The organism is Sulfurimonas sp. C5 (genome assembly GCF_029872055.1).
GTDB lineage: Bacteria > Campylobacterota > Campylobacteria > Campylobacterales > Sulfurimonadaceae > Sulfurimonas.
This window is the reverse complement of sequence record NZ_JARXNQ010000004.1, coordinates 140,840-157,036: the sequence shown is the minus strand read 5'-3', so window position 1 is coordinate 157,036 and position 16,197 is coordinate 140,840. Positions and strand designations below refer to the sequence as shown.

Annotated in this window: 17 protein-coding genes; 13 read left to right on the top strand and 4 right to left on the bottom strand. The window is 39.0% G+C overall.

Features of this window, described 5'->3' with window-relative positions:
- Positions 1–7 precede the first annotated feature (7 nt).
- The 10 genes from P6N22_RS08400 (at position 8) to P6N22_RS08355 (ending at position 10,941) form a co-directional block, all read left to right on the top strand.
- Positions 8–832 carry an ABC transporter permease gene (locus P6N22_RS08400; RefSeq protein WP_280331996.1) on the top strand — a complete coding sequence of 275 codons (825 nt, stop codon included), beginning with the start codon at positions 8–10 and terminating at the stop codon, positions 830–832.
- Positions 829–1,611 carry an ABC transporter ATP-binding protein gene (locus tag P6N22_RS08395; protein WP_280331994.1) on the top strand — a complete coding sequence of 261 codons (783 nt, stop codon included), beginning with the start codon at positions 829–831 and terminating at the stop codon, positions 1,609–1,611. The genes P6N22_RS08400 and P6N22_RS08395 overlap by 4 nt, the downstream gene beginning before the upstream one ends.
- Positions 1,601–2,338, top strand: coding sequence for an urea amidolyase associated protein UAAP1 (locus tag P6N22_RS08390; RefSeq protein WP_280331992.1), 738 nt, complete (start codon positions 1,601–1,603; stop codon positions 2,336–2,338). The genes P6N22_RS08395 and P6N22_RS08390 overlap by 11 nt, the downstream gene beginning before the upstream one ends.
- A gap of 10 nt (positions 2,339–2,348) precedes the next feature.
- Positions 2,349–2,969, top strand: a complete 621-nt coding sequence (locus P6N22_RS08385) for an urea amidolyase associated protein UAAP2 (protein ID WP_280331990.1) — start codon at positions 2,349–2,351, stop codon at positions 2,967–2,969.
- Between the two features lie 19 nt (positions 2,970–2,988).
- A complete protein-coding gene (locus tag P6N22_RS08380; protein WP_280331988.1) occupies positions 2,989–3,771 on the top strand; it encodes an N-acyl homoserine lactonase family protein in 783 nt (260 codons plus the stop codon).
- Positions 3,772–3,865: 94 nt separating this feature from the next.
- A complete protein-coding gene (gene uca / locus P6N22_RS08375; RefSeq protein ID WP_280331986.1) occupies positions 3,866–7,465 on the top strand; it encodes an urea carboxylase in 3,600 nt (1,199 codons plus the stop codon).
- Positions 7,466–7,475: 10 nt separating this feature from the next.
- Positions 7,476–8,330, top strand: a complete 855-nt coding sequence (locus P6N22_RS08370; protein ID WP_280331985.1) for a TIM barrel protein — start codon at positions 7,476–7,478, stop codon at positions 8,328–8,330.
- On the top strand, positions 8,327–9,214 hold the full coding sequence (locus tag P6N22_RS08365; protein ID WP_280331983.1) for a DMT family transporter: 888 nt from the start codon (positions 8,327–8,329) through the stop codon (positions 9,212–9,214). The genes P6N22_RS08370 and P6N22_RS08365 overlap by 4 nt, the downstream gene beginning before the upstream one ends.
- 10 nt (positions 9,215–9,224) lie before the next feature.
- Positions 9,225–10,559 carry an allophanate hydrolase gene (gene atzF / locus P6N22_RS08360; protein ID WP_280331981.1) on the top strand — a complete coding sequence of 445 codons (1,335 nt, stop codon included), beginning with the start codon at positions 9,225–9,227 and terminating at the stop codon, positions 10,557–10,559.
- A complete protein-coding gene (locus P6N22_RS08355; protein WP_280331979.1) occupies positions 10,552–10,941 on the top strand; it encodes a hypothetical protein in 390 nt (129 codons plus the stop codon). Before atzF ends, P6N22_RS08355 begins: the two co-directional genes overlap by 8 nt.
- A 10-nt stretch (positions 10,942–10,951) precedes the next feature.
- On the opposite strand, the gene P6N22_RS08350 is transcribed toward P6N22_RS08355, so the two are convergent.
- The 3 genes from P6N22_RS08350 to P6N22_RS08340 form a co-directional block, all read right to left on the bottom strand.
- Positions 10,952–11,146 carry a hypothetical protein gene (locus P6N22_RS08350; protein WP_280331977.1) on the bottom strand — a complete coding sequence of 65 codons (195 nt, stop codon included), beginning with the start codon at positions 11,144–11,146 and terminating at the stop codon, positions 10,952–10,954.
- A gap of 101 nt (positions 11,147–11,247) precedes the next feature.
- Positions 11,248–11,988, bottom strand: a complete 741-nt coding sequence (gene trpA, locus P6N22_RS08345) for a tryptophan synthase subunit alpha (RefSeq protein ID WP_280331975.1) — start codon at positions 11,986–11,988, stop codon at positions 11,248–11,250.
- Positions 11,989–11,990: 2 nt separating this feature from the next.
- Positions 11,991–12,392 (bottom strand): Hpt domain-containing protein, encoded by a 402-nt coding sequence (locus P6N22_RS08340; protein WP_280331973.1) that lies wholly within the window; start codon positions 12,390–12,392, stop codon positions 11,991–11,993.
- Positions 12,393–12,471: 79 nt separating this feature from the next.
- Here P6N22_RS08340 and panB point away from each other — a divergent pair, with 79 nt between their 5' ends.
- Genes panB through P6N22_RS08325 form a run of 3 tightly spaced genes read left to right on the top strand, consistent with a single transcriptional unit; the run spans position 12,472 to position 15,374 of the window.
- Positions 12,472–13,263 carry a 3-methyl-2-oxobutanoate hydroxymethyltransferase gene (panB, locus tag P6N22_RS08335; RefSeq protein ID WP_280331971.1) on the top strand — a complete coding sequence of 264 codons (792 nt, stop codon included), beginning with the start codon at positions 12,472–12,474 and terminating at the stop codon, positions 13,261–13,263.
- Between the two features lie 2 nt (positions 13,264–13,265).
- The gene (gene ruvB / locus P6N22_RS08330) at positions 13,266–14,279 is read left to right on the top strand and encodes a Holliday junction branch migration DNA helicase RuvB (protein ID WP_280331969.1); all 1,014 of its coding nucleotides are present in this window, start codon (positions 13,266–13,268) and stop codon (positions 14,277–14,279) included.
- Entirely contained in the window at positions 14,280–15,374 is a 1,095-nt protein-coding gene (locus P6N22_RS08325) for an AI-2E family transporter (protein ID WP_280331967.1), read from the top strand.
- Here P6N22_RS08325 and P6N22_RS08320 read toward each other — a convergent pair.
- Positions 15,337–16,185: a lipid A biosynthesis lauroyl acyltransferase gene (locus P6N22_RS08320; RefSeq protein ID WP_280331966.1), complete on the bottom strand. Its 849-nt coding sequence runs from the start codon at positions 16,183–16,185 to the stop codon at positions 15,337–15,339. The genes P6N22_RS08325 and P6N22_RS08320 overlap by 38 nt on opposite strands.
- Positions 16,186–16,197: the final 12 nt, after the last annotated feature.

The following is a 16,197-nucleotide window of genomic DNA, read 5'->3' as shown; positions in this document are numbered from 1 at the left end:
TATTCACATGAAACGATTTATGAACCTTAAGCCGTCAAAAACTACGGCACTTCTTTTAGGATTATTGCCGTTTATAATTGCCGGACTGTTCTATATCGTGGCATCCGACCTGCGTTTAGCAGAGAACCCAAATGATAAGCTTTTGCCTTCAATGGCAAGCTTTTCAGAAGCTATTGATAGAATGGCTTTTACACCAAGTAAGCGAACAGGTGAACTTCTCTTTGTAGAAGACACTGCCGCTTCACTACAACGTCTTGGGCTCGGGATCCTCATAAGTGCTGTCTTGGCAATTCTTATCGGTATTCCTTTAGGATTTATTCCCTTTGTTAGAGCAGGATTTTCACCGTTTGTGGCAGCTTTTTCGATGGTGCCGCCAATGGCGATATTACCGATTTTATTTATTGTTTTCGGTATGGGAGAGATAGCAAAAGTTGCATTGATAGTCATCGGTGTGACACCACTGCTTGTACGTGATTTACAGCAACGTGTATCGGAAATTCCGGCTGAACAGCTTATCAAAGCTCAGACTTTAGGCGGTTCATCTTGGAGTATTGTTGTTCGTGTCATATTACCGCAGATATTTCCAAGACTTCTTGATTCGGTGCGTTTGACGCTAGGAACTGCATGGATATTCCTTATCTCTGCAGAAGCAATCTCTGCAACTGAAGGTCTTGGATACCGTATCTTTTTAGTACGCCGTTATATGTCAATGGATGTTATTTTGCCGTATGTAGCATGGATTACATTCTTAGCATTTTTCTTTGATTATCTGTTAAAGAAGATAACTTATAAGCTTTTCCCTTGGTATAAAGCAGGAAAGGATGACGTATGAGTTTGATAACCATAAAAAATCTTTGGAAAGAGTATGGTGACAACGTTGTTCTGGAGAAGATTAATTTAAATATAGAAGAGGGTGAATTTTGTACCCTTGTAGGACCTTCAGGTTGTGGTAAAACAACTTTTTTGAAGATGCTTTTGGGTCAGGAAGCACCTACTAAAGGAACTTTTTTGCTTGATGGCAAACCTTTTCCCGATGAACCGAGTGTAGAAAGAGGAATTGTATTTCAGCGTTATTCCGTTTTTGAACATTTGAGTGTAATTGAAAATGTACTACTATCAATGGAATTACAAGAATCCAAATTGTTTGGAAGACTTTTTGGTAAAAAACGTAAAGAAGCAAAAAAGATAGCAATGGAGATGCTTGAAGCAGTAGGTTTAGGAGATGCAGCTGATAAATACCCGAGTGAACTCTCAGGCGGTATGCAGCAACGTCTCTCAATTGCACAGTCTTTGGTTGTAAAGCCGAAGATACTGCTGCTGGATGAGCCTTTTGGAGCTCTTGATCCAGGGATTCGTGCAGATATGCATACGCTTATTCTCGATCTTTGGAGAAAAAATAATTTGACGGTAGTTATGGTAACGCATGACTTGCATGAGAGTTTTTATCTTGGAAGCCGCTTGTTGGTCTTTGATAAAGTCCGTTACGATGAACAAGCACCTAATGCTTATGGTGCGTGCATTACCTATGATATCCCTTTAAATAGTGAAAAGGGAAATGAAAAAGAAAATAAAGAAATCTTGGAAAAGGAAATTAACAATTATGATAACTGAACATAAAAATTTAAAACCTGAAACTATTGTTTTGGATGAAGTTCTTCCAGGCGGAGGAAAATGGTCAAAGATCATTAAACGTGGTCAAAAAATACGTATAAGTACAGAAGATGGACTGGGTTCTCTTTCTGCACTTTTTTATAATGCAGACAATACGGCAGAGCGTTTTAATTCTGCAGATACTGTAAAGATTCAGTACAACGCTTTTTTCGAAAAAGGCAAAGTACTTTATTCGGAACTTGGTCATATCCTGTTTTCAATTACTGAAGATACGACAGGCGGGCTTATGGATGCAATCGCAGGGATGAGCAATCCGCGCATCGTTGAAAAGAACTTTGGAGAAGGAACATTCGGCGAAATCCGTAACCGTTATTTCAAAAGCGACAGGGAAAACTTCCTTGTAGAGCTTGGAAAATACGGTATGGGGAAACGTGATGTTATCCCTTGTATGAATTTTTTTAGAAAAGTGGATGTAAAAGAGGGAAGCAAGCTTGTTCTTTCAGAAAAACGCCCAAAACCTGGAAGTTATATAGAGCTTCGTGCAGAGATGAATGTACTTTTAGTTCTCTCAAATACTCCGCACGTAATGGAATCAGGTGAGTACAATCCAAGCCCGGTACAACTTACAATCTATAATGCAGAAGCTATGACGTCAGATGATTTTTGTATGCATTATACACCGCAAGCTAAACGCGGTTTTGAAAATAACGCAAGATATTTTGCATAAGGAGAAGAAGATGGCAAAAGATATTTCAAAAGCAATTTATAATGAAAAAATAGCGGCAGGCGTTCCTTGGTCTTATGTTGTTAAAAAAGGTCAGACACTTCGCATTGTCGATCTTGAAGGATGTCAAGCGGTAGATACTCTTTTTTATAATGCAAACGATCATGAAGAGCGTTATTCTGCTACAGATACGGTAAGAGAACAAGGTAGTATTTTTGTGACAACAGGAACAAAGCTTATCTCAAGTGATGATAACATTATGATGGAGATTACGGAAGATACATGTGGAAATCACGATACTTTAGGTGGTCACTGTAGTGCCGAGAGTAATACGGTTCGTTTCGGTCACGATAAAAAATATATGCACAGCTGTAGAGACAACTATCTTTACGAGATTGGTGAGTTGGAAATGGACCCTCGTGATCTTACAAACAACATCAACTTCTTTATGAATGTACCTGTTGAGGAAAACGGTCACTTGGCAATTGTTGACGGTATCTCAAAACCTGGTGATTATGTAGAGATGAAAGCGGAGATGGATACATTGGTACTTGTTTCAAACTGTCCACAGTTAAACAACCCGTGTAATGCATACAATCCTACACCTATTCAGATGATAATCTGGGACGAATAGGTTTAGTAAAGAAAACAAGATGACACAGGTAAAAAAATTTTGGCCAATCTTAACAGGAACTCATCGTTATGAGAAAACACTTTCTACTCGCGGACACGGTCAAGGTGTGATCATTGACGCACCGATATTGGCATATTTAATAGAAACATCAAATGGGCGTATTCTTTATGATGTAGGATGTGATTACAATAAGATCGTAGATGAGCAAAAACGCAAAAAGTTTTATGAGCATGAAGGTTTTCCTTTTGGCCCTCCTCAAATGACCGAAGAACAGCGTCTGCCAAACAGACTTGCTGAGCTTGGTCTTGTTAAAGAGGATGTAGATGTAGTTTTTTGCGGTCATCTGCATTTTGATCATGCAGGCGGAGTATGTGAAATGTGTCATGCGGAAGTCCATGTACATAAAAAAGAGCTTGAAGCTGCCAGAGTGTTAGCTGACGAAGCATATTTTGCAGAAGATTTGGATTGTCCGATCAACTGGAAAATCTATGACAAAGAGTATGATCTCATTGAAGGTGTCCGTGCTATCGAGACACCGGGACATACGGCAGGGCATATGTCTATGTTGATAGAATTACCAAAAGGAAAACCTATCTTGCTTGCAGGTGATGCGGCAGACTTGAGTGAAAATTTAGAATATGAGATAGCACCCGGATTGTGCTGGCAGGATAACGAGGCGATGGCTATAGAGAGCATCCAAAAACTCAAAGATTTGGCAAGACGCACCGGTGCAGAGATTTGGCCCAATCACGATATGAAATATTTTGAGTCAAAAAACTGTTTTCCAAAGTTTTTATCATAAGGTCTGAGAAAACCAAACTTTCTCCTTCTTACAAGACGGCTTGTAAGACGTACATAATCGGGACGGCCCGCAAATATAATTCTAAGGACATATGATGTTTACAAAAGTATTAATTGCAAATCGTGGAGAGATAGCTTGTCGTGTTATACGAACTCTTTCAAAAATGGGGATAAAGTCGGTTGTTGTTTATACGGCAGCTGACGCAGATTCACTGCATGTAAGTTTAGCTGATGAGGCTTATTTTATCGGTCAAGGTATTGCAAGCGAGAGTTATTTAGATACTAACAAAATCCTTGAAGTTGCTAAAGAGAGCGGTGCAGAAGCGATTCATCCCGGATATGGATTTTTAAGTGAGAATGCGGCATTTGCACTAGAGTGTGAAACTGCGGGAATTAGTTTTATTGGACCTCGTACGGAACATATGGAAAAGTTTGGTCTCAAGCATACTGCTCGTGCACTTGCTGAACAAAACAACGTTCCTTTACTTCCTGGTTCTTCTATCCTTGCAGACCTTGAAGAAGCAAAAAAAGAAGCGAACCGTATCGTATACCCTGTTATGTTAAAAAGTACTGCAGGTGGCGGTGGTATCGGTATGCAGTTATGTTATGACGAAGAGGAATTATGCAGTGCATACGAATCGGTTAAACGTCTGAGTGAAAACAACTTCTCTGACGGAGGTATGTTCTTAGAAAAGTACGTAGCTTCAGCTCGTCATATTGAGGTACAGGTATTTGGAGATGGAAAAGGATTTGTTGCTGCACTTGGTGACAGAGATTGTTCTGTACAACGCCGTAATCAAAAAGTGATCGAGGAAACTCCTGCGCCGGGCTTGTCGGATGAAACAAGAGAAGCTCTTTATAAAGCGGCCGTAGATTTAACATCATCTGTTAATTACCTTTCTGCAGGAACGGTTGAGTTTGTTTATGATACGACAACGGATGAGTTTTACTTTCTTGAGGTAAATACACGTCTTCAAGTTGAACACGGTATTACGGAAGAGGTAACGGGAGTTGACTTAGTAGAGTGGATGATCACTCAGGCATTTGGCGAAAACCCTGCGTTATACGAGTATAAACATGCCCCTAAAGGACACTCTATTCAGGTACGTGTATATGCGGAAGATCCGTTTAAAAATTTCCAGCCGAGTTCTGGTGTACTAACGAACGTAAAGTTTGCAAAGGGGATCAGATGTGACACATTTATCGAAACAGGTCTGAATGTATCTGCGTTTTACGATCCGATGATCGCAAAACTTATCATCAAAGCTAATGACCGTGATGAAGCACTTGTAAAAATTTCTGATGCAATAGAGAAGACGGAGATTGACGGGATTGAAACAAACCTTCGCTACCTTGGTGCTATTGTACAGTCTGAAGTGTTTAAAAATGCAAAACAGACAACAAAATATCTGAATAATTTTAGATTTTCTATAAGTAGTGTAGACGTTCTTCGTCCGGGTACGCAGACGACAGTCCAGGATTTCCCTGGACGTACGGGCTTTTGGGATATCGGTGTACCACCTTCAGGTCCGTTTGATAATTTTAGTTTCCGTTATGCAAACAGAATTGTAGGAAATGATGAAGCAGCTGCAGGTCTTGAGATCGCTATTGCAGGTCCTACTTTACGTTTTAATTCAGATAGTGTTATTGCATTATGCGGTGCGCAGATCGATGCGTATTTGGACGGTGAAGCGATTGAGATGAATGAAGCAGTGCATGTGAAAGCAGGTAGTACGTTAAAACTCAAAAAAGTACACGCTCAAGGTTTTAGAACATATTTAGCTGTACGCGGTGGTTTTGATGTACCTGAGTATCTTGGAAGCCGTTCAACTTTTACACTCGGGCAATTCGGTGGTCATGCAGGGCGTACACTTATTTCTGGTGACGTACTTCATGTCGGCACTCTTATAAAAGGTGAAGTTGCAGATAAAGCTGTGATACCACATCAAAACTTGACAAACAGTTGGGAGATAGGGGTACTTTACGGACCTCATGGTGCTCCTGACTTTTTTACAGACAATGATATTAAAACATTTTTTGAGACGGAATGGGAGATCCATTACAACTCAAACAGAACCGGTATCCGTCTAATCGGACCAAAACCTGAGTGGGCGAGAACATCAGGTGGTGAAGCAGGGCTTCACCCTTCAAACATCCATGATAACGCTTATGCGATCGGTGCGGTAGATTTTACGGGAGATATGCCTGTAATTCTTGGACCTGACGGACCTAGTTTAGGTGGTTTTGTATGTCCTGTAACTATCATTAATGCAGAGTTATGGAAAATGGGTCAGCTTCGTGCAGGTGACAGAGTGAAGTTTGTTCCTGTAGAACATGAGACTGCTCAGAAGATGATTAAAGCTCAGGATGATGCGATCGCAGAGCTGAAAACTTATGATGAGACAGCTTTTATTACACCAAAACCAATAGGTTCACCAATTCTTTACAGTGATGAAGGGGAAAAAGATCTTCCTGCTATTGTTGTACGTCAATCGGGTGACAGCAACCTGTTAGTTGAATACGGTGAGATGGAACTGGATATTAGTCTGCGTTTTCGTGTACATGTACTAATGGAGGCACTTAAAGAAGCGAATATCGAAGGTGTTACAGATATTACACCGGGTATCCGCTCTTTACAGATTCATTTTGAACCGAGAGTTTGTGATCGTTCAGCTCTAATAGAGAGACTAAAAGAGATTGAATTAACACTTCCGGCAATTGACAATATAGAAGTACCTGCTCGTATCGTGCATCTTCCGTTATCATGGGATGATGAATCAACACGTATAGCGATTGATAAATATATGAGAACTGTACGTCCGGACGCACCGTGGTGTCCAAGTAACATTGAATTTATCAGACGTATAAACGGTTTAGAGAGTATCGAAGAGGTTAAAAAGATTGTATTTGATGCAAACTACCTTGTTATGGGACTTGGAGATGTTTATCTTGGTGCGCCTGTTGCAACACCTCTTGATCCGAGACACCGTCTTGTAACAACAAAATACAATCCAGCCCGTACATGGACTCCTGAAAACGCTGTAGGTATCGGTGGGGCATATATGTGTGTGTATGGTATGGAAGGACCTGGTGGATATCAGTTTGTTGGACGTACTGTACAGATGTGGAACAGATACCGTCAGACACAAGATTTTACAGGTGGCAAACCTTGGTTATTACGCTTTTTTGATCAGATCAAGTTCTATGAAGTGAGTGCGGACGAGCTGCATCAGATGCGTGAAGATTTCCCAAGAGGACGCTTTAACCTAAAAATTGAGGAGACGACATTCAGCCTTAAAAAGTACAAAGAGTTCTTGGAAGAAAACGATGACTCGATACAGACTTTTAAAACGACACAGCAAGATGCTTTTGAAGAGGAGCGTCAAATGTGGGAACGTACGGGTCTGGCTAACTTTACAACTGAGAGTGCAGATGTTGAGAAGCAGACTATGGAGCATATTGAGATCGCAGATAATGCAGAAGCAGTTGAATCTCCTGTTCAGGGAAGTCTATGGAAAGTGATGTGTAAGCTTGGTGATGTAGTAGAGGAGGGTGAAGTGCTCGCTATTGCAGAGTCTATGAAAATGGAAGTTGATATTGAAGCACCAGAACACGGGAAAATTACTCAAGTTCTTTGTCATGAAGGTGAAAATATTCAAGCAGGAAAAATGCTTTTTGTGATTGAGCCGGTTTAGGAAAGAGATCATGAAACTAAAAAATTTTAAAACTTTGTGGGGCTTTGAAGGTGATTTTGAGATCGCATGTAAAGAAGCAAGTAAAGCAGGTTTTGAAGGGATTGAAGGACAAGCTCCCAAAGAGTTGGACGAACAGCTTTATTGGAGAGAATGTTTAGATAAGTATGAACTTGATTTCATCGGTGAAATAGTAACTGGAGGGGATTATGTCCCCGCACGCCATCATACGATACAAGAGCATCTTGAGGATGTTGAAGAGGGAATCAAAAACTCATTGAAACTCTCTGCAAGTTTTGTAACATGTATAGGTGGATGCGATGCATGGAGTGAAGCGGAGAGTCGTGAGTTTTTTCAAAATGCGATAACATTGGCAAAAAAATATGAGATAGATATCTCTTTTGAAACACATCGCAGCCGCTCTCTTTTTACACCATGGGTAACAAAAAGAGTAGTTGATGCACTCCCTGAGATGAAATTAACGCTTGATATGAGTCACTGGTGTGTTGTATGTGAGCGTTTAATGGATACGGAGTTAGAGACTATTAAAGCAATTGCTTCTAATGTACATCATATCCATGCCCGTGTAGGTTATGAACAGGGACCCCAAGTTCCTCACCCAAGAGCACCGGAATATCAAGGAGCTTTGATATCTCATCAAGGGATCTGGGAACTTATCTGGAGTGCACAAAAAGAGAAAGGGATGCAGACGACAACAATAACTCCGGAATTTGGTCCTGACGGGTATCTGCATACATTGCCATTTACCAATGTTCCGGTTGCCGATTTATGGGAAATTAACTGTTGGATGGCGGCAACAGAAAAAAGCCATTTTTACGCTTATTCTAAAAGAGAAGGCATATTATGAAAGCACATTTACCTGTTTTAGTTTTACTTGGAGCCTCTATACTTTGGGGACTCACATGGCTTCCTCTAAAAAGTATCAATGAGATGGGAATTGACGGTATCGGATTGATATTTTTAGCTTACGGTATGTTGGCCTTTATTTTGGTACCACTACTAGTCAAGCAGTTTAAAATATGGAAAGAGCATAAAAAGATGATGTTCCTGATCGCTTTTTTCGGCGGCGGGGCAAATCTTGCCTTTACCTATGCTCTTATAAACGGTGAAGTGATCCGTGTAATGGTACTTTTTTATTTACTTCCAGTGTGGGGAGTCGCAGGGGGACGACTTTTTTTAAAAGAGGAGATAGACCGCTGGCGTTACTTAGGTGCTTTTTTGGCAATAAGCGGTGCTTTCTTGATTTTGGGTGGCTTTGAAGTATTTAATACTCCGCCTTCTTGGATTGACCTAATTGCATTAATATCTGGCTTGTTTTTTGCCTTAAACAATTTAATGTTTCGTGCGGCTCAAGCCATTCCCGTCAGTTCAAAAATAGGGAGCATGTTTTTTGGTTGTTTTGCTATGGCAGGAGTTTTTCTTCTTGCGGGAGTTGAACAGTTACCAAGCGGGATAAGTGACAATGCTTGGTTATTACTTATAGGATATGCTCTTTTTTGGCTTCTTTTGGCAAATATCGGCTCTCAATGGGGAGTTACGCATATGGAGGCGGGGCGTTCGTCAATTATAATTATTTTAGAACTGATTACGGCTGTTGTTTCTGCAACACTGATCGCAGGTGAAACGATGACGGCTATAGAGTGGACAGGCGGTGCACTTATTATGACGGCGGCTTTTATTGAAGCATTTAGAACAAAAGATGACGATCAGCCGTTAACAACGATTGATTAAAGGAAAAAAGATGAATATTACAAATTTAAAAAAATCATATTTAGATAAAACGCTTACGCCTAGAGATTTGATGGTACAAATAAAAGAGCGTATAGAAAAGCACAGCACTAATCCGATCTGGATGTATATTTTGAGTGAAGATGAACTGGAACCTTATATTCAAAGACTTGAATCATGTGAGCCGTCATCTTTACCTCTGTACGGGATCCCTTTTTCTATCAAAGATAACATTGACTTAAAAGGAGTACCGACGACGGCAGGTTGTTTAGATTACAGCTATATTCCTGAAAAGTCTGCTTTTGTTGTGAATGCTCTTATTGAAGCGGGTGCTATCCCTGTTGGAAAAACAGCACTAGATCAATTTGCTACGGGACTTGTGGGAACGCGTTCACCTATCGGGGCATGTCAAAATAGCATCGATCCTAAATATATCTCGGGTGGCTCAAGTTCAGGGAGTGCGGTAAGTATCGCTTTAGAGATGGCAGCATTTTCGCTAGGGACAGATACTGCAGGTTCTGGACGTGTGCCTGCTGCTTTTAATAATCTTGTAGGGCTAAAACCTTCCAAGGGCGTTCTCAGTACATCAGGTTTGGTACCTGCTTGTAGAAGTCTTGACTGTATTTCAATCTTTGCAAACAATACGGAAGATGCACAAAAGGTTTTTGATGTAGCGGCATCTTTTGATGAAGCAGATCCGTACAGCCGAATAATGCCTCAGATGCAAAAAAGCATTCCCTCAAACTTTCGTTTTGCTATTCCAAAAGCAGAGCAATTAAAGTTTTTTGGTGATACTCAAGCCGAAGAGCTGTTTTATAAAGCAGTGCAAAAATTTGAAGAGATAGGCGGAACAGCAGTTGAGAGTGATTTTTCACCTATGCTTGAAGCGGCAAATCTGCTTTACTACGGACCTTGGGTTGCTGAACGTTATGTAGCCGTAAAAGATATGATAGAAAAGAAGCCTGAGAGTTTTATAGATGTGACAAGAACGATCATAGAATCTGGAAAAACAAAAACGGCAGAAGATTACTTTAATGCCGAGTATAAGCTTAAAGCGTATAGACGTCAGGCTGATAGTGTGATGAAAGATGTCGACTTCGCATTGACTCCGACGACAGGTACTATTTATACGATCGAAGAGGTAAATGCCGATCCGATCCAGCTTAATACAAATCTTGGATACTATACAAATTTTATGAACCTGCTTGATTTCTCAGCCTATGCAGTTCCCGCAGGTTTTAGAGATAATGGCCTGCCGTTTGGAGTTACGTTGTTTGCAGAAGCTTTTGAAGACAGAAAACTATTACAACTAGGAGAAAACTATATGACAAGGGGCAGTGATGTCTAAAACGATTAAGATCGCGGTTTGCGGTGCACATATGAGCGGGCTGCCGCTTAATCATCAACTTACAGAACTAGATGCCAAACTTGAAAAGAAAACATCGACTGCCAAAGGATACAGACTTTTTAACGTACCTGAAAAAATACCGCCGCGTCCGGGAATGGTTCGTGATGAGACAAGTAATGCATCTTTAGAGCTAGAGATATGGGAGATGCCTTTGGAAAACTTCGGGGCATTTATGATCCAAATTGCATCACCGCTATGTATAGGAACAGTGTTTTTGGAAGACGGGAGCAGTGTGTACGGCTTTTTGTGTGAAAATAGTGCTCTTTTAGAAGCTGAAGAGATAACACAATACGGGGGATGGAGAGCTTATTTGTCAAAATAAGTTTCAGATTTTAGTTAAAGAGGGAGATTCTATCTACTAAAGAACTTCTGCTTTTTAACTGAAGTTCATCTATTATTAATCTTTCTGGGTCATCAATATATTCTATATTTTCAATATTCAGTACTTCTGATTCGGTATCTGAATATATAAAAGCTTGATCACCCTGTAAGTGTATTTCAAGATCATTGATTTCTAAAATTCTCATGTCTAAATAGTAGCCAAGAAATACTTTAGTTATTTTGAACAACTATTGAAAAATGTAATATTAGATAAAAATTTTTTGGTAGAGTTAGAGGGCAAAGAAGATTAGCTGTTAATCTTTTCTTTGATCTCTTTTGCAAGAAGTGCACACTGGTTGATTTTCTCAGTATATGAGAGTGTGTCATTAAGTAAAATGTTAATAAATGCACTTCCTACAATAACACCGTCAGCACCTTTAACTTTCTCTTTTGCAGTTTTTTCATTTACTCCAAATCCAACATACACAGGTGTTTGTGTAAACTCTTTGATCGAAGCCAAGAAAGGTTGTAAGTCTTCACTCACACCAGAACCTGTAATTCCCGTATACGCAACCATATAGATAAACTTTTGTGCATCTGTTACAATCTCTTGGATACGCTCACGCGAATCTGTCGGAGCAACAAAACTAATGTTTGACAGTTTATTCGCTGCAAAAAGATCTTTATAAGCCAATGCTTCTTCGTGTGGTAAGTCTGGAATGATAAGTCCATTTAAACCAAGCTCTTGAGCTTTTGGAAGAAGTGATTCCATTTTTTGTTGATAAAAGCTGTTAAAGTAACCCATCCACAAAGTATCTACTTTTGGGGCAATCTCTTTTGAGATTTCAAGAAGATCTTTGAATTTAAATCCTTGTTCTAAGGCTTTTTGATTCGCTTTTTCAATTGCAGGACCGTCTGCCACAGGGTCTGAAAAAGGTACTCCGAGTTCCAGTGTATCTACACCGTTTTCTCCAAGTGCTAATGCTAAATCTATACTAAAGTTTTTTTCTGGATATCCAGAAGTTATATATGCTACTAAGTCTTTCAAGTTTAATTATCCGTGTCTGGTATTTTTAATAAAGAGAATTTTATCTTTGTAAGTTCATTGTCTAGTTTGAAATCATCTTGCCATTTTGCAAACATGTCACTTACTTCAAGAAGCCAGTTTACTGTTTCGTCATTGATTGGCGGTTCTTTTTCTCTGAGCTCTTCTAATTCTGATTCGACAAAAGCGGCAAGTTTTGCCATAGGCTCAATTTTTAAATAGCCAGAAGCTGACTTGATATTGTGAAAAACACGAAAAAGTTCATTGATACTTCTTTTATACATGTTTTCTTTTGTCAGGTCAATGACCATCACTTCCATACTATCGATCATCATAGAGTAGTGATCCAGAAACTCATCGACTATTTCAAAATCAAAATTGGCATCTAAATCACTTCTTATACCCATTAAATAATTCTCCTATATTGTTCAAATTATAGCAATTTTTAGTTAAAATAGCATTATTAATGCCAAAAGGGTTTTTTCGATGGGTAAAAAATTAACTATATCTTCTATTCAAAAGCAAAAGGGTGTAAAACCGATTGTGATGATTACAGCATATGATGCTCTCTTTGCAAAGTTATTTGAAGAGAGTGCAGATATGATTTTAGTTGGCGATAGTTTAAATATGAGTTTTGCTGGGAAAAGTGATACTATTAGTGCAACACTCGATCAGATGATATACCATACCAATGCGGTATGTAACGGTGCAAAAGAGAGTTTTGTAGTGTGTGATATGCCGTTTGGAACTTATTTAAATAAAGAAGAAGCTCTTAAAAATGCAATAAAAGTATTTCAAGAAACATCTGCTGCTTGTGTAAAAATTGAAGGCGGTGAGGATAAAGCTGAAATTATTAAACATTTAACTAGTAATGCAATAGCTGTTTGTGGGCATATCGGGCTTTTACCACAGTCTGTAAGAAGTGAAGGCGGCTATAAAGTAAAAGGGAAAACGGAAGAGCAAAGAGAACAGTTACTAAAAGATGCCAAAGCAGTTGAAGCTGCAGGAGCATTTTGTATGGTAATTGAAGGGACAAAAGCGGATGTTGCTAAAGAGATAGCAGAATCGGTTTCTATTCCTGTTATCGGAATTGGTGCCGGTGCTGATGTAGATGGACAGGTTCTTGTATTCTCAGATATGTTAGGTTTCTTTGAAGAGTTTACACCAAAGTTTGTAAAAAAATATCTTGATGGTGCTACACTTGTAAAAGAAGCTGTTGCCCAATATGCCGATGAGGTAGATAAAAAAGAATTTCCAAAAGAGGAACATACTTATTAATTATGGAAAGAGTTGTAGAGATAGAAACATTTAATGCAGAAGAGGAAAGCTCTGAAGTAACCTTAAGACCAGATGCTTGGAGTGAGTATGTAGGTCAAGATCAGATTAAAAAAAATCTTGGTGTTTTTATAGAAGCGAGTAAAAAACGTGAAGAGGCATTAGACCACGTTCTATTTTTCGGTCCTCCGGGATTAGGAAAAACAACACTTGCACTCATTATTGCAAATGAGATGAACTCTAGCATTAAAGTTACTGCTGCACCTATGATCGAAAAAAGTGGTGACTTGGCTGCAATTTTGACAAACCTGGAAGAGGGTGATATCCTTTTCATCGATGAAATTCACCGTCTTTCACCTGCTGTTGAAGAGATTCTTTATTCTTCTATGGAGGATTACCGCATAGACATTATTATCGGTAGCGGGCCAGCAGCACAAACAGTAAAGATTGACCTTCCACGTTTTACATTAATAGGTGCCACGACTCGTGCAGGAATGCTCTCAAATCCTTTAAGAGACAGATTTGGAATGAACTTTAGGATGCAGTTTTACAATCCTGAAGAACTCTCCCTTATTATTGCCCAAGCTTCAAGAAAATTAGGCAAAGAGATTGTACACGAATCAGCTTTAGAGATCGCAAAACGCAGCAGGGGGACACCTCGTATTGCACTGAGACTACTACGTCGTGTAAGAGACTTTGCAGATGTTGCAGATGAAACTATTATCTCATTAGAAACTACACAGTATGCTTTAGATGAATTGGGCATTAACTCTCATGGATTTGATGAGATGGATATAAAACTGCTCAATCTTTTGATCTCTGCAAAAGGAAAACCAATGGGTTTAAGCACTATTGCAGCAGCACTGAGTGAAGATGAGGGGACGGTAGAAGATGTACTTGAACCGTATCTCATTGCAAACGGATACTTAGAAAGAACGGCAAAAGGGCGTCGTGCAACACGTGCAACATACGATGTACTTAATATGGATTATGTAAATTCGGACGGGACACTTTTTTAGATGAAACCACAATATTTTATAGCTATACTTTTCGCAACAGCGTTGTACTGGATGTACCTTTTATATGCACCATATCTTATGGCTATCACAATTGCTGCACTTTTAGCAATCTCCACTTCAAACATTCAAAATTATTTGGAAAAATATCTTCATTCAAAACTTGCAGCTTCTTTTGTTTCAAGTCTATTGCTTGCAGCACTCTTTTTTGCACCATTAGGATACTTCTTAACAACACTTACTTTACAGCTGAATTCATTAGAAGCAGATACGATTAAAAAAGTAGAAGAATATTTGACAGGTTTAATAGAAAATCCTCCAAGCTATTTACTCTTTTTCAAGCCTTATATTGCAGGGGGACTGCAAGATTTAGATGTAAATGCATTAACCGCTGGGGCTATAAAGTTTGCAGGAAAAGTAGGAACATTTTCAGCGGGATTTTTGAAAAATGCTTTTTTAGTTATTGTTTTTTATTTCTTTGCACAGTATAACGGTGCAGCGATTGTATCGTTTTTAAAGCGTGTAGTTCAAATGTCTTCAGAAGACGGAACAATGCTTTCTCGTGAACTTTCATCTGTTATGAGTGTTGTTTTTTATTCTATTATTGCCACGGCTATGTTTGAAGGTGCATTGTTTGGAATAGCAGTTTCGTATATAGGATACAATGGATTACTCTTTGGAATTATGTACGGATTTGCCTCTTTAATCCCTGTTGTGGGTGGTATTTTAATGTGGTTGCCGTTTATGCTGTATGAGTTCTCAATAGGGAACAGTTCAAACGCTTGGTTTATTGCACTTTATTCAATTGTTGTCATATCAATTATTGCAGATACATTTATCAAACCTATCATTATTAAAGAGATTAACAAAAAACTTTTAAATGAGGATGATGCAAAACTAAATGAACTTGTCATCTTCTTTGCAATTATTGCAGGTTTGACAACGTTTGGTTTTTGGGGAATGATTTTAGGACCTGCAATTACAGCATTTTTCTTAACGATTTTAAAACTTTTTGAAGCAAGAACACAGGAGTGTGAAGCGAGACAAAAAGATGAGAAGATTAATTTTTCCGATAAATCTCAGGATAATCTTCTTTAAATCTTCTATGCAGCCAGAACCAGGGTTCTGGTTTTTTTAATATCTCTTGGCTCAACCACTCTGTCTGCATTTGAGTCGAGATTCTTAAATCCTCTTTTTCATTATCTGTTTTCGGCGGTATTATCTCATCATAAAATTTGATCGTAAAATTTTCATCATCTTCTGTATGGATAAGGGCAGGTATAAGTGCAGCATTAAACTTTCTGGCAAAAAAAGCAGTCGTTTGAATCTGCCCCATCTGATGCCCTAAAAATTCTACTTGAATAGCTTCGTTTTTATTGACGTTCGTATCTATTAAGACTGCCATTGCCTTACCGCTTTTGAGTGTTCTTAGCATCGCTTTTGTTGCTCCGTGACGCTCAGCATAACTCATTTTCCATTTTTCTCGGGAAGAGAGGAGATAGTTTTCAAAGTATTTATTCTTCATCTTTTTGTAAATAATGAGAATCGGTTCTATACTAAAACTCAGTGCACGACCTGCGAGTTCCCAAGAACCGTAATGTCCTGTTACGAAGATAATAGGACGATTTTCTTGTTGTGCTTTTTGTACCACTTCCAAGTTCTCAAAGGTGATATTTTCAACAATCTCTTCAGGCGCGTAGTAACGGCTTTCCATTGTATGCATGAAATTCAGCATCATCTGTTTAAAAGAGTGGCGTTTGACTTTATCTATAAACTCCGGAGACACGTCATCACCGTAAACAAATTTCAAATTTTGTTCAACAACTCTACCGTATCTTTTACTTATGTGATATGCAAATGTCCCGAGTCCTTTAAAAAAAGCTTTTCGCCATTTCCTAGGGAGAAACATTAGAAATTTTTC